16 protein-coding genes are annotated in these 18,247 nt (G+C 69.8%); 1 reads left to right on the top strand and 15 read right to left on the bottom strand.

The genetic code is table 11. The features are described from left to right. Positions 1-2: 2 nt before the first annotated feature. Positions 3-593, bottom strand: coding sequence for a PadR family transcriptional regulator (locus tag SB751_RS07160; protein WP_144199823.1), 591 nt, complete (start codon positions 591-593; stop codon positions 3-5). A 337-nt stretch (positions 594-930) separates the two neighbouring features. Here SB751_RS07160 and SB751_RS07155 point away from each other — a divergent pair, with 337 nt between their 5' ends. Next, positions 931-1,146, top strand: coding sequence for a hypothetical protein (locus tag SB751_RS07155; RefSeq protein ID WP_144199821.1), 216 nt, complete (start codon positions 931-933; stop codon positions 1,144-1,146). Positions 1,147-1,313: 167 nt separating this feature from the next. Here the strand turns inward: SB751_RS07155 and SB751_RS07150 are convergent, their stop codons facing one another. From SB751_RS07150 to SB751_RS07085, 14 genes are all read right to left on the bottom strand, one after another. Next, positions 1,314-2,318, bottom strand: coding sequence for a Bug family tripartite tricarboxylate transporter substrate binding protein (locus SB751_RS07150; RefSeq protein ID WP_144199819.1), 1,005 nt, complete (start codon positions 2,316-2,318; stop codon positions 1,314-1,316). A gap of 103 nt (positions 2,319-2,421) precedes the next feature. Further along, positions 2,422-3,153 carry an SDR family NAD(P)-dependent oxidoreductase gene (locus tag SB751_RS07145; protein WP_410747897.1) on the bottom strand — a complete coding sequence of 244 codons (732 nt, stop codon included), beginning with the start codon at positions 3,151-3,153 and terminating at the stop codon, positions 2,422-2,424. Between the two features lie 206 nt (positions 3,154-3,359). Then, positions 3,360-4,562, bottom strand: coding sequence for a 3-oxoadipyl-CoA thiolase (gene pcaF / locus SB751_RS07140; protein ID WP_144199815.1), 1,203 nt, complete (start codon positions 4,560-4,562; stop codon positions 3,360-3,362). A gap of 28 nt (positions 4,563-4,590) precedes the next feature. Then, entirely contained in the window at positions 4,591-5,238 is a 648-nt protein-coding gene (locus SB751_RS07135; RefSeq protein WP_144199813.1) for a CoA transferase subunit B, read from the bottom strand. An 18-nt stretch (positions 5,239-5,256) separates the two neighbouring features. Beyond that, a complete protein-coding gene (locus tag SB751_RS07130; RefSeq protein ID WP_144199811.1) occupies positions 5,257-5,955 on the bottom strand; it encodes a 3-oxoacid CoA-transferase subunit A in 699 nt (232 codons plus the stop codon). 350 nt (positions 5,956-6,305) lie between these two features. Beyond that, entirely contained in the window at positions 6,306-9,359 is a 3,054-nt protein-coding gene (locus SB751_RS07125; protein WP_410747896.1) for an AAA family ATPase, read from the bottom strand. Beyond that, positions 9,356-10,501, bottom strand: a complete 1,146-nt coding sequence (locus tag SB751_RS07120; protein ID WP_144199807.1) for an exonuclease SbcCD subunit D — start codon at positions 10,499-10,501, stop codon at positions 9,356-9,358. The genes SB751_RS07125 and SB751_RS07120 overlap by 4 nt, the downstream gene beginning before the upstream one ends. Positions 10,502-10,642: 141 nt before the next feature. Next, positions 10,643-12,007, bottom strand: coding sequence for a sigma 54-interacting transcriptional regulator (locus SB751_RS07115; RefSeq protein ID WP_410747895.1), 1,365 nt, complete (start codon positions 12,005-12,007; stop codon positions 10,643-10,645). 25 nt (positions 12,008-12,032) lie between these two features. Then, positions 12,033-13,745 (bottom strand): TadG family pilus assembly protein, encoded by a 1,713-nt coding sequence (locus tag SB751_RS07110; RefSeq protein ID WP_313819109.1) that lies wholly within the window; start codon positions 13,743-13,745, stop codon positions 12,033-12,035. 10 nt (positions 13,746-13,755) lie between these two features. Next, positions 13,756-14,130 carry a DUF3613 domain-containing protein gene (locus tag SB751_RS07105; RefSeq protein ID WP_144199803.1) on the bottom strand — a complete coding sequence of 125 codons (375 nt, stop codon included), beginning with the start codon at positions 14,128-14,130 and terminating at the stop codon, positions 13,756-13,758. After that, positions 14,127-14,963, bottom strand: coding sequence for a tetratricopeptide repeat protein (locus tag SB751_RS07100; protein WP_410747894.1), 837 nt, complete (start codon positions 14,961-14,963; stop codon positions 14,127-14,129). Before SB751_RS07100 ends, SB751_RS07105 begins: the two co-directional genes overlap by 4 nt. Further along, positions 14,964-15,962, bottom strand: a complete 999-nt coding sequence (locus SB751_RS07095) for a type II secretion system F family protein (RefSeq protein WP_144200057.1) — start codon at positions 15,960-15,962, stop codon at positions 14,964-14,966. It lies immediately after the preceding gene. Between the two features lie 22 nt (positions 15,963-15,984). Beyond that, entirely contained in the window at positions 15,985-16,911 is a 927-nt protein-coding gene (locus tag SB751_RS07090; RefSeq protein ID WP_410747893.1) for a type II secretion system F family protein, read from the bottom strand. Position 16,912: 1 nt separating this feature from the next. Continuing rightward, positions 16,913-18,229: a CpaF family protein gene (locus tag SB751_RS07085; RefSeq protein ID WP_144199799.1), complete on the bottom strand. Its 1,317-nt coding sequence runs from the start codon at positions 18,227-18,229 to the stop codon at positions 16,913-16,915. Positions 18,230-18,247 lie beyond the last annotated feature (18 nt).

Genomic DNA, 18,247 nt, shown 5'->3' with positions numbered 1-18,247 from the left:
GTTTAGGCGTTGTCGCTGGCGGCCGGTGCCGCCAGCAACGGCAGCAGGTCCTTGGCCCACTGCACCCAGTCTTCCTCGTAGCGGATGCCGCGCCTGAGCAGCGCATGATGGATCTGCCGCGTGCGGTCGGCCTGCCCGACCGCGAAATCCTTCTGCTCGATCTTGAGAAACGTCTCAAGCCGTGCCTCGTGCAGCGCGATCAGCCGCGCCATCTCGTCGGCCAGTCCAAGTGGCCCGATGGCAGCATCTGCACGTAGCTTCACCAGAATTTCCTCACGCTGATCCAGCCCCAGCCCGGGGGCGAGCACCCAGCGCGCCAGTTCGTCGCGGCCAGCCGGCAACACGCGATACACCTTCTTGCGACTCTTCTTCTCCACGCCGTCGGCCTCGGCGGGCTCGCCGTTGCTCACGCTGTTGCCCTGCTCATCGGCGGCAATCCAGCCGTGATCGGCCATGCGGCCCAGTTCCCGATAGATCTGCTGGTGCGTGGCGTGCCAGAAATAGCCGATGGACTTGTCAAACCGGCGCGCGAGGTCGTAGCCGGAGGACGGCTTTTCGATCAGCGAGATCAACAGGGCGTGCTGGGTAGACATGAGGCGGGATCTGGGTGCGGGGGCCTGGCATGAAGGTTGCGATCCTGCCCCACGGTGAGCGGGTCAGGTCGTGGCGAAGCTGCCCGGCATGGTAACGCGCAAGTCACGCGGCGTCATGCCGTTAACCCATGGGATACGCGCTTGTTGCGGCCCAGGCGTCGGCAGCACGCGCCGGCGTCTATTTATGACAATTTAGACAATTGTCTCGAAACAGATCTAAAAAAAACGAAATGGCATTTCCCGACCGCTTGCAATACATTCCAGACATTGCCACCCGCATGCGCGCGCCCCTTTGCCGGCCCAACGTTCCGCGTCATGCGTCTCCCGGGAGTTGTCTATGAACGCAAGACCGGAATTTGCCGAAGGCTCCGCCGCTGGCGAAGCCGCCGCGCCTGCCCCCGCGGCCCGCGCCCGCGCCGGTTCGGCCCCGATTTACTACCGGCTGCCCGATACGCCGGAAGGGCATCACATCAAGGAATATGCAAGCGGGCTGCGCCAGCTTGTGCGTTTTGTCGGTGTCGAGGAACAAGTGGTCAAGTACAGCCTGACCTGATTTCCCGCACACCGGCCCGTGTCGGTTGTCTCCTCCTGTCCCTCCGGGACCTGGGATTTCTGCCCGCAACTGGTTTGCGGGCTTTTTCTTGGGCATAAAAAAACCGGCCCATCGGGCCGGTTCCCAGTACTGCTTACTGCGTACTGCGTACTTCAGTGCTGCAACGATCAGTCCACCGTCGCGCCGGAGGCCTTCACGACCTTGGCCCACTTGGCGGACTCGGACTTCATGAAGGCGGCGAGCTGGGCCGGCTTTTCCGGGTTCGGCTCGGCGCCTTGTTCGGCCATCTGCTTCTTCACTTCCGGCATGGCGAGGATCTTCACCACTTCGGCGTTCAGGCGGTCGACGATCGGCTGCGGCGTGCCGCCCGTGGCGTACAGCGCGAACCACGACGTGGCTTCGTAGCCCGGCACGCCGGCTTCGGCCACCGTCGGCACGTCCGGCAGGGCCGGCGAGCGCTTGCCCGAGGTCACGGCGATGGCGCGCAGCTTGCCGGCCTTCACGTGCGGGTACGACGACGGCATGTTGTCGAACATCAGGCCGATCTGGTTGCCCAGCAGGTCGTTCACGGCCGGGGCGCTGCCCTTGTACGGAATGTGCTGGATGTGCAGGCCGGTCATCGAGTTGAACAGCTCACCCGAGAGGTGCATCGACGAACCGCTGCCCGACGAGCCGTACGACAGCTTGTCCGGGTTGGCCTTCACGTAGGCGATCAGCTCCTTCACGTTGTGCACCGGCACCTTCGGGTTCACCACGACGATGTTCGGCACCATGGCCACGCGCGTGATCGGCGCGAAATCCTTCACCGGGTCGTACGGCAGCTTGGAGTACAGCGACTGGTTGATGGCGTGCGTGCCGATGGTGCCCATGAACAGCGTGTAGCCGTCACCCGGGGCCTTGGCGGCCAGCGAGGCGCCGATGTTGCCGCCCGCGCCCGGACGGTTGTCCACCACCACGGGCTGGCCCAGCACCTTGCCCAGTTGCAGGCTGACGATACGCGCCAGGATGTCGGTGGTGCCACCGGCCGAGAACGGCACGATCATCGTGATCGGCTTGGTCGGGTAGGTGCCCTGCGCCTGCGCGCCGCCCACGGCAGCAATGCCGGCGGCCAGTGCCACGCCAGCGGCCAGCAGGCGTCTGCGCGCCTTCGAAGGTTGATTGGTCATGCTCATCTTGTGCTCCAGGAATGAAATGCTCGCCAACGGCTGGGATAAGCGCCGCCGGCGCAAAGCTTTGAATCGCTATTTCCGCCCCGTGCCAGGGCGGGCATCTTTCTTATACGGGTGCCACGCCGAGCGTGGTTCCGCCGCAGACGTACAGCACCTGTCCGGTCACGAAACCATTCTCGGGCGAGAGGAAGAACAGCGAGGCACGCGCCACGTCTTCCGGCGTTCCCATTCGTTTCACGGCGATGCTTGCCAGGATGCGCCGTGTCTGTTCGCTGCCCTCCGGATTGCTCCGGCGGAACAGCTCGGTGGCGATGGGACCCGGTGCCACGGCGTTGACGGTGATACCGTCGCCGCCCAGCTCCATCGCCAGCGTTCGGGTCATGCCAACCAGCCCGGCCTTGACCGCCGAATACACCACGCGGTCGGGCTTGCCCAGCGCCGCGCGCGAGGCCATGTTGACGATGCGGCCAAAGCCGGCCGCCCGCATCGCGGGCAGGCAGGCCCGGGTGAGCAGCATGGTGGCCTGCAGCGTCAGACCCACCACGTAGTCTAGGTCGGCCGTGGTGGCCGTGTCGGCCGTGCCGGGACGAGTGGCGCCGGCATTGTTCACCAGCCGCGTCACGGCAAAGCGGGACGTCACCTGCGCCGCCGCCGCGCGCGTGGCGTCGGCGTTGGTCAGGTCGGCCTGGAAGAACGTCATGTTGGGGTGCGACCACGCGGGTTCCGCGTAATCGACATTGACCACCTGGGTCACGCCATCGGCCAGCAGCATTTCTGCAATGGCGCGGCCAATACCGGAACTGGCGCCGGTGACAAGCGTGGCAACGGGAAGGGACATCTCGGTACTCCGTACCGGCAACTACAGCCGGGTCCGTCAGAAAAAGATGCGGCCAGCCGGCGAGCCCGTCGGCCCGGCCGCATTGCTCTACCTCGTTGGGGAAGAGACACCACTGAAACTTCCCATCCGGGTAAACGGCAGGAAGCGGACGAAACTTGAGGGGCGCCGGGCGCCCCTCAAGTCCGTCAAGACACGTTCAGCAACGGTCAGACGCGTTCGATCACCATGGCGATGCCCTGGCCCACGCCGATGCACATGGTGCACAGCGCGTAGCGGCCGCCGGTGCGATGCAGCTGGTACATCGCCGTGGTCACCAGGCGGGCGCCGCTCATGCCGAGCGGGTGGCCCAGCGCGATGGCGCCGCCGTTGGGGTTCACGCGCTTGTCATCGTCGGCAATGCCGAGCTGGCGCAGCACGGCCAGGCCCTGTGCAGCAAACGCCTCATTCAGTTCGATCACGTCGATCTGGTCCAGCGACATGCCCAGCTGCTTCATCAGCTTCTGGGTGGCCGGTGCCGGGCCGATGCCCATCACGCGCGGCGCCACGCCGGCGGTTGCCATGCCGACGATGCGGGCACGCGGGGTCAGGCCGTGCTGCTTCAGGCCGGCCTCGCTGGCCAGCAGCAGCGCGCAGGCGCCGTCGTTCACGCCCGAGGCGTTACCGGCGGTAACCGTGCCGTCGGCACGAACCACGCCGCGCAGCTTGGCCAGCGCTTCCATGCTGGTGGCACGCGGGTGTTCGTCGCGCTCCACCACGATGGCATCGCCCTTCTTCTGCGGAATCGTGACGGCGGTGATTTCCTGGGCCAGCGTGCCGTCGGCCTGGGCGCGGGAAGCCTTCTCCTGGCTGCGCAGCGCCATCAGATCCTGGTCTTCGCGGCTGATCTTGTAGTCCGTGGCCACGTTCTCGGCGGTCTCGGGCATCGAGTCCACGCCGTAGGCGGCACGCATCGCCGGGTTGATGAAGCGCCAGCCGATGGTGGTGTCGAAGATCTGCGCATCGCGCGAGAAAGCCGAGGCGGCCTTGCCCATCACGAACGGGGCGCGGCTCATGCTTTCCACGCCGCCGGCAATCATCAGCGTGGCTTCGCCGGACTTGATGGCGCGCGCGGCCGTGCCGGTGGCGTCCATGCCGGAGCCGCACAGGCGGTTGATGGTGGCGCCGGGCACGGCCTCAGGCAGGCCCGCCAGCAGCGACGACATGCGCGCCACGTTGCGGTTGTCCTCGCCGGCCTGGTTGGCGTTGCCGTAGATCACGTCGTCGATGGCGGACCAGTCCAGGTTCGGGTTGCGTGCCATCAGGGCGCGCAGCGGCACGGCGCCGAGGTCGTCCGGGCGCACCGCGGACAGGCTGCCGGCATAACGGCCGATGGGGGTACGGATGGCGTCGCAGATAAAGGCGTCGGTCATGTTCTGTCTCACTCGTCTTTGGTATGGGTCAGGCGGCCACGGGTTGCAGCAGCGGCACGCCGGTCAGGCGCTGGAGTTCGTCGAAGGTGAGGCCGTCGACGAGGTCGCGGGCGACCAGGCCGTCCGGCGTCACGTCGATGGTCGCCAGGTCGGTGTAGATCCGCGTGACGCAGCCGATGCCCGTCAGCGGGTAGGTGCACTCGCGTACGACCTTGCTTTCGCCCTGCTTGGTCAGGTGTTCCATCATCACGAACACCTGCTTGGCGCCGATGGCCAGGTCCATCGCACCGCCCACGGCGGGGATGGCGCCCGGCGCGCCGGTGTGCCAGTTGGCCAGGTCGCCGGTCTGCGAGACCTGGAACGCGCCCAGCACGCAGAAGTCGAGGTGACCGCCACGCATCATCGCGAACGAGTCGGCATGGTGGAAATAGGAGCCGCCGGGCTTGATCGTCACCGGCTGCTTGCCGGCGTTGATCAGGTCGCCGTCTTCCTGGCCGGGCGCGGGCGCGGGGCCCATGCCGAGCAGGCCGTTTTCGCTCTGGAGCAGGATTTCACGGTCGGCCGGCAGGTGGTTGCCCACCAGGGTGGGCAGACCGATGCCGAGGTTCACCACGGCGCCGTCGGGAATGTCTCGGGCCACGCGGGCGGCCATCTGGTCGCGGGTCAGGCGGTTCATTGTGATCTCTCCTTGGCTTCAGGCGGCTTGATCGGCGTTGGCGGCCTGGGCGGCGCCATCGATCTTGACCACGCGCTTGACGAACAGGCCCGGCGTGACGATGTGCTCGGGGTCCAGTTCGCCCAGTTCCGCGATGTGGCTCACCTGCACGATCGCGCATTTGGCGGCCATGGCCATGATAGGCCCGAAGTTGCGGGCGGTCTTGCGGTAGGTGAGGTTGCCCCAGCGGTCCGCCGTGTCGGCCTTGATCAGCGCGAAGTCGGCGTGGATCGGCGACTCGAACACATAGCCCTTGCCGTCGATGATGCGGGTTTCCTTGCCTTCGGCCAGCGGGGTGCCGTAGGCGGTGCGGGTGAAGAACCCGCCGATGCCGGCACCGGCGGCGCGGATGCGCTCGGCCAGGTTGCCCTGCGGCACCAGTTCCAGCTCGATCTCGCCGGCGTGGTAGAGCGAGTCGAACACGTACGAATCCACCTGACGCGGGAACGAACAAATGATCTTGCGCACGCGCTTGGTCTTGAGCAGCGCGGCCAGGCCGGTGTCGCCGTTGCCGGCGTTGTTGTTGACGATGGTGAGGTCGCGTGCGCCCTGTGCGATCAGCGCGTCGATCAGCTCGGCCGGCATGCCGGCCATGCCGAAGCCGCCAATCAGGATCGTGGCGCCGTCGTGGATACCGGCCACTGCCGCTTCCACCGAGTCATATAGCTTGTTGATCACTTGCGTTCCAGTACGGAAAAGTCCGGCAGCGAAGGCCGGGACCAGCCGCAAGGGGGCGGCACGCAAAACTGTCTCCGGCGTCATGCAGGACGGGGCGTCCGCGCCGTCTGTCCCATGCTAGGCATGGTGGCGGGCGCAGACCGGGTCCAACAATCTTGGTGTTGTCTTGGCGGCCGTCTGGGCGGCCATGAGTGCATCTGAAACCTGCGAATCCTGCAAAATAAGTTCGCTATTCGAACTCCAATTCGCAGACTGAACAAAGGTTACACCCGGCCCGGAAACAGGGTCAAGGCGGCCCGACCCGTGGCGGGCGATAATCGCACCCCTCGGCGAGGGGCGCCGCCATCCTTTCAGGGTAGACGCAGGACGGCCTGGCTGCCGCTTACGCCGGGGCGTACCTCCAGGCGCACATCGATGCGCTCGCGCAGTTCGGTCACGTGCGAAATGATGCCGACCAGCCGGCCCGCCTGCTGGAGGTCCAGCAGCGTGCGGATCGCAAAATCGAGGCTTTCCGGGTCCAGCGTGCCGAAACCTTCGTCCACGAACAGCGTGTCGAGCTGGATGCCGCCGGCGCGCGACTGCACCACATCGGCCAGCCCCAGCGCCAGCGACAGCGAGGCGAGGAACCCCTCCCCGCCAGACAGCGTATTGGCTGGCCGCGCGCTGCCGGTGTCATGGTCGAACACCTCCAGGTCGAGCCCGCCCGCCACGCGCTGGTCGCCCTGCTCGCGCACGCGCTGCAAGGCGTAGCGGCCCCGGCTCATGCGCATCAGCCGCAGGGACGCCGCCTCGAGCACCTCGTCCAGCAGCGTCGCCAGCACAAAGCGCTGGAACGTCATGCGGCGCGGATTGTTGCCGTTGGCCACCTCCGAGAGCCGGCCCAGCACGGCGTAGCGCGCCTCCACATCGCGGCTGTCCTCGGCCAGCGCATCGAGCAGGGCCTGGCATTGCAGCAGCGCATCCCGCGCGGCGGCGAGTTCGGTGCGCTGGCGGATGGCATCCTCCAGCTGCACGGCTGCCGTGTCGCGTGCGGCCAGCAGCGCGGGCAGGTCCGGCGCGGCGATGGCCTGGGCGATGGCGGCGGTGCGCGCGCGGTGCTCGGCAGCGGTGGCCAGATCGATATCGAAACGGCGCACGGCTTCGTCGAGTGTGGCGATGGCGTCCGGCGCGAGCGTGGCGGCTGCGTAGGCCGCGGCATCGGCGAACCCGGCCAGCGCCAGCGCATCGGCCAGCTCGGTGTCGCACTGGACCGTGCGCGCGTCGGCCTGGGCCACGTGCTGCTGGGCCGATGCCAGCGCGGCCTCGCTGCCGGAGAGCATCGTCGCCGCCTGCCGTTCCGCGGCTTGGGCCACCTGCAACGCCGCTTCCAGCGCGCCGGCGTGGCGCCGGGCCGCTTCGAGCGATGTGGCGATCACATCGGGGTCACGCGATTCCGGCGGCACCAACGCGCTGGACGCCTGAAATTCAGCCTCTCGCTTGTCCCGCTCCTGCGCGGCGACGCGCGCCTGCGCATCGGCGGCGCTGGCGGCGGCCTCGGTGGTGGCGAGCGCCGTCCGGCCCTGCGTGGCCGCCGCTTCCAGTTCCTGCGCACGCTGGGCAGCCGCTTCCGCCTGCGTCGCGGCGGCGGTCAGCGCGGCCACGTCGGCCTCCAGCCGGCGGGCCCCGTCCTCCGATACATCCTCGATCGCTTCGGCGATATCGGCCAGCCGCTGCTGTGCCTGCACGACGTCCGCGTCGGCCTTCTGGCGTGCCGCCGTGGCCTCGGCGAGCGCCTCGTCGGTACGCTGGAGCGCCGCGCGGCTCGCGTCGAGGTCGTCATCGGTCACCAGCGCCAGCACCTGCTGCGCCAGCGCCGGATGGTCAGTGCCACCGCACACCGGGCAGGCATCGCCACGATGCAGGCCAGCGGCCAGCCGCGCCGCCTGCCCCACGCGCCAGGCGGCTTCCGACTGCGCCAGCGCGGCCCGCGCGGCGTCGCGCGCGGCACCGGCCCGGGTCCATTGCGTCTGGGCGGCCGTCTGCGCCGCGCGCAGCGGCGGCAGGGCAGCTTCCACCTGTCGATATTTGGCGATGCGCGCCAGGCGCTCGCGCGCGTTGTCGCGCTGGAGCCGCGTGGCGTCGAGCGGGGCCGCCGTGGCGCGCGCCTGCGCCAGCGCCTCGTCCAGCGCCTGCTGACGCTTGGTGCCGGCATCCAGCGCCGCCACGGCCTTGGTGTGGGCCGCCTGCGCTTGGGTCAACGCGGCGTTGGCCTGCGCCAGCGCGTGTTGCAGCAGGCCAAGCTGCCGCGCGCGCGGCAGCAGGTCTTCCAGCGCCGTGGCGCTGCGCTGGGCCGCCTCCCGCTCCCCGGCGCGCGCCTGTTCGGCGCGCAGGGCCACGGTGGCGGCGTCCGCCTCGTGCCGGGCGCGCGCGGCGGCGGCCTCGGAACGGGCCAGCGCCTCGCGGGAGGTGCCCTGCTCGCGGCGCGCCGCCTCGGCGTTGCGCGCCACTGGCGTCACGTGCGCGGCGCGCTGGGCCGCGCGCAGCCTGTCCCGTTCCGCATCCTTCGCCGGCACGCGAGCGTTGAGCTGCGCGAAGGTCGCCTCGGCCTCGTGCCACGCCTTCAGGTTCGCCTGCTCCATCTCGCCCTTGCGCAGTGACGCCTGCGCCGCCTCGCTCGCGGCGCGGGCCAGCGCTTCGCGCTGTTGCAGGTCGAGCAGCGCCTCCTGCTGTGCGGCGATGCGCGCCGCGAGGGCTTCCGTCGACGGCAGCGTGTACTGCTCCAGCAGCGTGCGGCGGCGCAGCCCGATCTCGTCGGCCTCGCGCCGGATACCCGCCGCCTGATCCTTGAGGTGCTCCTCCACGCGCCGATACAGCTCGGTGCGGAACAGCCGCTCCAGAATGGCCTGCCGCGCGCGCGAATCCGCCGTCAGCAGTTCGCGGAAGCGCCCCTGCGGCAGCACGATCACCTGCCGGAACTGCGCGCTGTCGAAGCCGAGCAGGTCGCGCACGGCATCGCCCACGCGGTTCGGCTGGGTCGCCTTGCTCCGCCAGCCATCGTCCATCATCACGTCCAGCTGCGCCTTGGCGGCCTCCTTGACGAAGCCGCCGGCGGCACGCTGGCTCGGCCGGTCCTGCGTAGGCGAGCGCGTCACCCGGTAGCGCGTGGCGCCCAGGCAGAATTCCAGCGTGACTTCCGTGCGCAGGGCCGGATCGGCGTTGGCGCTGCGCATGTCCTGGGGGTTGCGCTCGCCGCCGGAGGTGTCGCCGTACAGCGCGAAGCAGATTGCATCGAGCAGCGTGGTCTTGCCCGCGCCCGTGGGGCCGTGGATCAGGAAGAACGCCTGATCGCCCAGCTTTGTGAAGTCGATGGTCTCCGTGGCCGCGAACGGGCCGAACGCCTGGAGCGTCAGGTGCAACGGTTTCATGCCGATTCCCTTTCCGCCGCGGCCATGTCGGCCAGCAGGTCGTCCAGCGTCCGGCGCTGATCGCCGTCGAGATCCGCGTCCGCTACCTCGCGGAAGAAGTTGGCGAACAGCGTGCCCGTATCGAGTTCCCGCAACTGGCGCCCCGCCGCGCTGGCCTGCCCGCTGCGGGCCAGCACCGTGCGCTCCATCGCCAGCGCGTTGGGGTAGACCTGGCGCAGCCGCGCCATCGGGTCCAGCAGCGCGCCGGTATCGGACAGCACTGCATAGATATAGTCGTCACGGCGCGCGTCATCCATGCCCTGCGCCAGCAGCGTGGCCAGCTCGCCCTGCAGCACGCGCAGGTTGCGCAGCGGCTGGAGGGCGATCGGCTCGATCGTCACCTGCCCGGCGCCGTCGATCTCCACCAGCGAGACCGACTTCATGTGCTCGGCTTCCGACAGCGAGTACTTGAGCAGCGAGCCCGAGTAGTGCACCCGCTCGCCGATGGTCTGGGGCCGGTGCAGGTGGCCCAGCGCGACGAAATCGAAGCCGGCGAAGACCTCCGCCGCCACCGCCCCGCTGCCGCCGACGGACAGCGGCCGCTCCGACTCGCTCACCGCCCCGCCCACCACGAAGGCGTGGGCCACCGCCACGGCGCGCACGCCGGGCGGATGGGTGGCGCGGATGGCGGCCAGCTGTGCCTGAAGCGCCGCTTCGTGGCTGGGCAGGTCCAGCCCGAGCGCGTCGCGCACGGCGGCCGGCTCCGCATAGGGCAGCGCATAGATGCGCACTTCGCCATGGGCGTCGTGCAGCGTGACGCAGCTGGCCTGCGGGCCGGTGCGCCCCGCCACGTGCAGCCCCTGCGCCGCCATCAGGCGGGCGCCGAAGCCCAGCCGGTGCGCGCTGTCATGGTTGCCGGCGATCATCACCACGGGCACGCCCGCGTCCACGACGATGCGTGCCAGCACGTCGTCCAGCAGCGCCACGGCCTCGGGCGGCGGCACGGCGCGATCGTAGACATCGCCCGCGATCAGCACGGCGTCTGGCCGTACGTCACGGACCAGCGCGACGAACTGGTCGAGCACATGGGCCTGGTCTTCGAGCAGGCTGCGGGCGTGGAACAGCCGACCAAGATGCCAGTCGGCGGTGTGGAGAAAACGCAATCTGAGTCCTTCGGCGCCGTGGCGCGAGAAGCACGGCCGGGCCGCGCGGTCCCGCATCATAACGTTGCGGCCCCCCGCCCCGCATCCCCCAGTCTTCCGTTGTGGGTCCGCCCTTGTGGGTCCGCGTCAAGTGGGTCCGCGTCAAGCGGGCTCCGCTTCGCTGTCGGCGATCTGGAACTTGCGCATCTTCTCCCACAGCACCTTGCGGCTGATGCCGAGACAGGCGGCGGTGTCCTGCCGGCGCCAGCCGTTGGCGTCCAGCGCCGCGATGATGCGGCGGCGCTCCTCGGCGTCGCCGCGCGGGTCGGCGCGCTCGGTGCCGTCAAAGGCACCCGGGCGCAGCGCGCGGAACAGCGGACGGATGCGCGCCTCGTCCCAATGGCCGCACTGCTGCACGGTGATGCCAATCCGCTCGGCCAGGTTGCGCAGTTCCCGCACATTGCCGATGAAGAACGCCGTGCCCACCGCGCCGCGCAGCCAGTCCGGCAGGGGCGGCAGGGCGTCGAAGCCGGCCGTGCCGAGCATATGGCGCAGGAAGGAGACCAGCAGGCCGACCTTGTCCGCCGCGCCCCGGTCCTCCAGGCTGGGGATGCGCAGCTCGATCACGGCCAGCCGGAAATAGAGGTCGGCGCGGAAGCGGCCCTGGCTCACCGCCTCGCGCAGGTCCTTGTTGGTGGCAGCCACGAGCCGGAAGTCCAGCTTCACCGGCATGGTCGACCCCAGCCGCGTCAGCGCGTTTTCCTCCAGCACGCGCAGCAGCTTGACCTGCTGGAACAGCGGCAGGTCGCCGATTTCATCGAGGAACAGCGTGCCGCCGGTAGCCTGCTCGAAGTAGCCCCGGTGGGCGAACATGGCGCCCGTGAACGCGCCCTTGGCGTGGCCGAAGAACTGGGACTCGAACAGGCCGTCCGGAATCGCCCCGCAGTTCACGGCGACGAACGGCCCCTTGCCGTAAGTAGTGTTGCGCTCGTGGAACAGCCGCGCGATGCGCTCCTTGCCGGCGCCGGTCTCGCCGTACAGCATCACGTTGCTGCCGAAGTCCGCGTAGGTATCCACCTGCGACATCAGTTGCAACATGGCCGGCGAGCCGGCGACGAGGTCGGCCACGTCCGGGCCGGTGGCAGCGGCGGCCAGCAGTTGCGGCATCAGCTTGCCGATCTGCGTGCGCAGGTCGGCGCCGGTGAAGTCGTGCGGCAGGATATGCGCGTACTCGGGCGGAAAGCGGCCGGGGTCGACTTCCCGGTCCGGCGCGCCCACCCAGATCACCGGCATGCCGTGCGCGGCCTCCCAGTCGAGCGTGAACTTGGCCGCGCCGATGGCCGAGGCGCTGATCACGGCGATGCATGGCTTCACGCGCGGCTCGGCGGGCAGCGCGTCCAGCGCGCCGGCGCGGATCACCTCCACGCCCAGCGGCGTGAGGAAGCGCGCCACGCGGTCTGCAATCTCGTACTTGCCTTCCCAGACATAGACTTCCAGGGTCTCGTAGGCCCAGCGGTCGGCTTTCATGATGGTTCGGTTCTTCAGTAGACCTTCAGTAGACCAGTTCGGCGTTATTGCAATCGACCCCGTTCAGCCACAGGTCGGCATTGCCGAGCCGGATGCCGAGCGTGGACGTCAGCGGAATGAGCAGGGCGTCCAGCAGGCCCGCGATGGGGGTTAGCAGGGCGTCCAGCAAGGCCCCGACGTTCAGCGGGATGCCCAGCACGCCAAGGCCCACCGTCACATCCGGGTTGAGGTTGCGGACCATGTCCGTGATCGCGCGGGACAACGGCTTGGTCGATGACGTGGAGGCACTGCCGCCCGGCGCCAGTACCACGTCGTTGAGCGGGTTCATCGGCGTGACGTCCGGCTTGGGATTAGCAACGACCTTGGTCGACAACACCCCGGCAAGCACCTTCACTACAGCCAGCTCCACCGGCGTCGCCGCCGGCGCGCACTGCGGCTTCGTCCCATCGGCCACGCAGGTGGTCAACACGTCCGTGGTGACGTTGACGGTGGCGCGCCGCTGCGCCGGGTTAGCCGCGCACTGGACGTTGGTCAGGTCGCCCCGGGCCTGCCCCACGCGCAGCCAGACCGGCAGGTTGACATCCGCGCTGGCCAGCCCCAGCACCGGCAGATTGGCCTTGACCGCCAGCCAGAGCCCCAGTTGCGCGGTGGTGGCCGTGGTCTGCCACGTGCCGCCGGGCAACTGCCGCGCCGGCCCCAGCGCCACCTGCGGCGGCTGCACGATATAGAGCTTGCCGCCCACCGAGCCGAGGCCGACGTTGACCGCGATCTTGTCGAGGTCGATGGCACTGGTGCCGCGCGCCACGTAGGCCGCCGTGGTCAGCAGCGACGCCACGTTCACGGCCACCTCCGCCGCCGACGAGGCCGCCGGCGTGAGCACGCCCAGGTCGAGCATCTTCGCCAGCGAGACCGTGGTGCCGATGCCGCTCACCCCCAGCTGCGTCACCGGGCTGCCCAGCGCCGCGTTCAGCAGCGCGCTCTTGCCCGCCGCGCCCAGCACCAGCGCATAGAAGTCCTGGATGGAGAGCGTGGCATTGAGCAGCTGGTCGATGGTGCCCACGCCGGCTTGCAGGCGCAATTGCTCAAGCGTGACGTTGGCGCCGACCAGCCCGCTCCAGTCGAGCACGGACAGGGTCACCGTGTTGCCGAGCAGCAGGCCCAGCATGCCGCTGGCCGTGGACACATCGAGCAGGCCGCTGCCGAGCGTGAACGACGCCACGGGCGGGCTGCCGGCCGCGATGGCCTCCGCGCGCAGCTGCCGGGACGCCGTGCCGGGGATGACGAACAGCAGCGGCACCGTGTAGGTGGCCTGCACGCGCACCGCGTTGGGCGAGACCGTGGCGTCCGGATAAGCGGGGTTGAAGTGGCGCACGCTGTCCCCGTTGGCCGGGTTGGCCGGGTCCCACAGGCCCAGGCAGGCGCGCAGGCCATCGGCGGCGCCGCCGGCTACGTCGGCACATTCCGCGCTCACGCCCGACGCATAGCCGTTCTGCGCCGCCGCCGCCGTCACGCTGCCGAGCACGCTGGCCGTGGTGGCGGGCAGGTCGGCGGCACGCTTGAGCTGCTGCGCGCCGGAGAGCGCGGCCAGATCCACCGTCTTCTGCAACTGGCGCTGGCTGTAGAACACATGGCCGACGTCGATCGACACCAGCGCGGCAATGCCGACCGTGGCGATGAGCAGCGCCGCCATCAGGCTGACGGCGCCGCGCGCGTGGCGATGGGCTCGGAGCGGACGCATGGTTGTGGCCTTACTGCCCGTTGGGCGCGGGGGGCATATTGCTGCCGCCACCACGCAGCGGGCTGCCGGTGGCCTGGCTGGTGAAGAACTCCGGCAGCTCGTAGCGGAAGCTGCGCATATACCGCTCATAGCCGATGGCGGCCTGCTCGCCGCCCAGCGGGATGGCCGCGCCGGCCTGCGAGCCGTTGCGCTGGATCTCCAGCAGCGTGCGCGTCTGCTGGCCGACCGGGAGCTGGGCGGGAGCCGGCTGGGGCTCGGCCGTCTGGGCCGACGCAGGGGCGGCGGACAGCAGCGCCAGCGGCGCCAGCAGCGCCAGCGGCGCCAGCAGCGCCAGGTGACGGAAAGATCGGCGAAAAAATCGGCGAGAAAGTCGGCGGATGGTCATCGTGCGTCTCCTGAAGCGATGGCGATCGCGATGGCGTTGGCGTTGGCGTTGGCGTTGGCGTTGGCCGGGGCCAGCAGCGCCAGCGGCTTGGTGGCGGTTGGGCGCCCGTGGGCCAGCGCCGCACGCGCCACGCGCTCGCCCTCCTTGCGGACGGCGGCCCGCGTGGTCTCGGGCATGGCGGCGCGCTGCATCATCGCGTTGGCCTCGGCGCGCTTGCCGCTCGCCCACAGCCACACCGCCGCGTTGCTGACGATGCGCGGATTGCTGCCGTCCAGCTGCAACGCCTGCATCACCGGAATGCGCGCGTCCTGCAAGGCGCCGCCGCGCATCAGCGCGTAGCCGAGGTCGTTGGCCACCTGCGGGTTCACCGGATCGAGCGTGGCGGCCTGCCGCAGCGAAGCGGCGGCGCGGATGAAATCGCCCTGCCGGCCCAGCACCAGCCCGATGCCGTGATGCGCGGCGGCAGCGCGGTCGGTGCCCAGCAGCGCGCGGTAGGCGGTCAGCGCCGCGTCGTCCTGGCCGGTCTCGCGCAGCGCGGCGGCGCGCATCAGCTGCAGGCCCGGCTGGGTGCCAAAGCGCTGCTGGAAGGCGTCGATATGAGCCAGCGAGGCGAAGTACAGCCCCTCCTGCTGCATCCGCGCGATCAGGCCGAGGTAGACGGCCTGGTCGTTGTACTCGGCGCGGGCCTCCTTGTCGCGCAGCTTGGACAGCGCGATCTGCGCCTCGGCCTGCTGCGCCAGCGCGTCGGCGCTCTGCTGGCCCGGGCTCGCGCAGCCCGCCAGGAGCAGTGTCACCATCACAGCCGCCATCATGGCGCTCATCGGTTTCGTCATTCAGTGCCCTCCGTTCATGCGCGCCAGCATGCGAATCACGCCCAGGAAGCCCGGGCCGGCGGTGAGGATCAGCAGCACCGGCAGCAGGCTGACCACCATCACCCCGGTCATCTTCACCGTGAGCCGGCCAATCTTGTCCTTCATGCGCGCCTTGCGCGCGGTCTGCAGCCGCTCGCCGAACTGGCGCAGCGGCTCCTGCACCGCGCCGCCGTGGCGGTCTACCTGCGTCAGCAGCGTAATCAGGCCCTTGAGGTCTTCATCGTCGAACAGCTTGCCGATGCGCTGCAGCGTCTGCTCGCGCGAGCGGCCCGAGGCGAACTGCTGGTTCGCGCGCTGCAGCTCGGGGCCCAGCACGTGCAGCATGCTGCCGAACTCGACTACGATGATCTGCAGGCTCTGGTCGATGGACAGCCCCACGCCCTGCAGGAGCCGCAGCATGTCGATCAGCACCGGCAGTTCGTCGGCCACCCGCGCCAGCCGCTGTCTGGCGCGGCGGCGCAGGGCCAGCTTGGGCAGCAGGAAGGCCACCGCGAAGGTGGCGAAGCTCCAGCCGATGGCGCCGGCCAGCGACACCGGCAGCCGCCAGACGAAGGCCGCCAGCGCCAGCGCAACCGGCACCGCCACGCGCAGCCCGCCGAACACCGTGCGCGGGCGCACGCCGTAGTAGCCGCACTGCTCCAGCAGCCGTTGCTCCTCGGCGGTGACCACGGCGCGGCCCAGTTTCGAAGTGAGCCAGGTCTCGCTGAGGCGCCCGCCCAGGGTGGTGGAACCGGGGTTGGCGGTGGGGTTGGCCGCGGCGGCCGGGGGGGACGCCGATGGGGACGCCGATGGGGACGCCGGCGTGGCCGCCGCGCGCACCGCCTGACGGTCCAGCGCGGCGTCGAGCGTGCGCGTGGTGGCACGGCGCTGGCGCCATTGCCGCACCAGCGGCCACGCCAGCAGCCCCGCCGCGCCGGCGGCGGCCAGCAGGCTCATCGAGAGCAGAGAGGTCATGTCGATCGTCACATCCATGCGCGCGCCCTCATATCGACTTGGCCAGCCGGTATAGCAGCAAGGCGCCGACCACCTCCAGCCCCAGCGCGGTCAGCAGCATCGCCTTGCCCATCGGGTCGCGCCACATCAGCAGGATGTAGCCGGCGTTCATCACGAACAGGCCGCCCGCCACCACCAGCGGCAGCAGGCCCAGCACCCACGCCGACAGGCGCGTCTCCGCCGACAGCGCCATCAGCTCGCGCTGCGCTTCCTCGCGGTCGCGCATGAAGGTGGCGGTGCGCTCCATCACCACATCGGCCCGGCCACCGTAGCGCACGGACAGGCGCAGCACCGACGACACGATCACCAGTTCGGCCAGATCATAGGCGCGGCCCACCATCAACACCGCCTGATCGAGCTCCTTGCCGGCACGCTGGAGGTGAATGGCCTGCACCAGGCACTGGCGCAGCGGCGCCTCGGTGTTCGCCACGGAATTCTGGAACGCGGCCGGCACGCTGCTGCCGATGGTCATCAGCCGCACCACGCCATCGAGAAAGCCCGGCAACTGGCGCAGCATCTTCTCCCGGACGCGCCGGATGCGCACCCAGAGCAGGAAAGCGGCCAGCGCCACGCCCGTCACCAGCATCGCCGCCGCGCCCAGTGCGCCGCCGATCAGCCCGCCGAACAGCACCAGCGTGGCCACCGGGCCGCCCCAGCGCAGCGCCGTGGCGCGCGTGGACGCGAGGTCGGCGCGGCGCAGCAGGTCGGTCCAGCGGCGGCGCAGGTCGCGCGCGCCCGCTTGCGGGGCCGGGTCGGTGGCAGTGGCGTAGCGCGCCTTTACCTGCTCGGTCTGGGCGGCGAGATGCGCGCGCGCGTGTTCCGCCTGCCCGCGCGCGCGAGCCGTGGCGAGCAGCAGCAGCCCGGTGCCAAGCAGCACCAGGGCGACGGAGGCGATGAGCAGGCCGGCGACCGCCATCTCAGAGATCGAACCGGTCATCGAGCCCGAAGTTCGCGGGCCGCATGCGCGCGAGCTTGGGCGAGTGCGGCAGGATGCCGAGCGACTGCCAGCGGTCCGCCTCGGTGCCGTCGGCGTTCTGCAGCGGCTCGTGCCGGTAGAGTTCCTGCGTGGAGATGATGTTGTCGCCCAGGCCGGTCACCTCGGTAATCGACAGGATGCGCCGCTTGCCGCTCGACAGCCGGCCAATCTGCACGATGAAGTCGATGGCGTTGGCGATCTGCCGGCGCAGGCTCACCTCGCTGCCCTGGAAGCCGGCAAAGCCGGCCAGCATCTCCAGCCGGTACAGGCATTCGCGCGGGCTGCTGGCGTGGATGGTGCCCATCGAGCCATCGTGCCCGGTGCTCATGGCCTGGAGCATCTCCAGCACCTCGCCGCCGCGCACTTCGCCCACGATGATGCGGTCTGGCCGCATGCGCAGGCTGTTGCGCAGCAGGTCGCGGATGGTCACCGTGCCGGTGCCCTCGAACCCGCCCGGCCGGCTCTCCAGCCGCACCACGTGCGGGTGGTTGAGCGCCAGTTCGGCGGTGTCCTCGATGGTGATCACGCGTTCGGTGGCCGGCACGAAGGTGGCCAGCGCGTTGAGCAGCGAGGTCTTGCCGGAACTGGTGCCGCCGCTGACCAGGATGTTGCAGCGGGCGCGCACGGCGGCCTCCAGCAGTTCGCAGATCTCCGGGCTCATGGTGCCCAGCGCCTGCAGGTCCGCCGGCGTCAGCGGGTCCTTGCGGAACTTGCGGATGGACACCACCGGGCCTTCCAGCGCCAGCGGCGGGATGATGACGTTGATGCGCCCGCCGTCCGGCAGGCGCGCATCGACCATCGGGTTGGACTCGTCCAGCCGCCGGCCAATCGGCGCCAGGATGCGGCGCACGATGCGCAGCAGGTGCCCGCCATCGGCAAACCGCACCGGAATCCGCTCCAGCACGCCGTGGCGCGACACGTAGACGTCCATGTGCCCGTTCACGAGGATATCTTCCACGGCCGGGTCGTTGAGCAGGTCCTCGATGGGGCCGAAGCCGGCCAGCTCCTTGGTCAGCGCCTCGGCAATCTGGCGCAGCTCGGCCTCGTTGATCGGGATGCGGCGCAGCCGGGTGAAGCTCTCCAGCTCCAGGTCCACGAAGCGATGGATCGCCGTGCGCGACCATCGGCCGAACTCGGCGCCGAGTTCCTCGATACGCGTGAGCAGGTGCTCGTGCGCCGCTTCCTTGATCGTATGGAACTCCTGCGAGACAGGAAATGGTGCGGCGGCGTTGTCCGAAAATTCGATCGCTTGGGTCATGTCAGTTCCAGCTCTATT

The sequence above is a fragment of the Cupriavidus sp. SIMBA_020 genome, from assembly GCF_046535395.1.
Taxonomy (GTDB): domain Bacteria; phylum Pseudomonadota; class Gammaproteobacteria; order Burkholderiales; family Burkholderiaceae; genus Cupriavidus; species Cupriavidus campinensis.
Note: the sequence above shows the minus strand (reverse complement) of the source record. Positions and strands in the feature narration are given on the sequence as shown.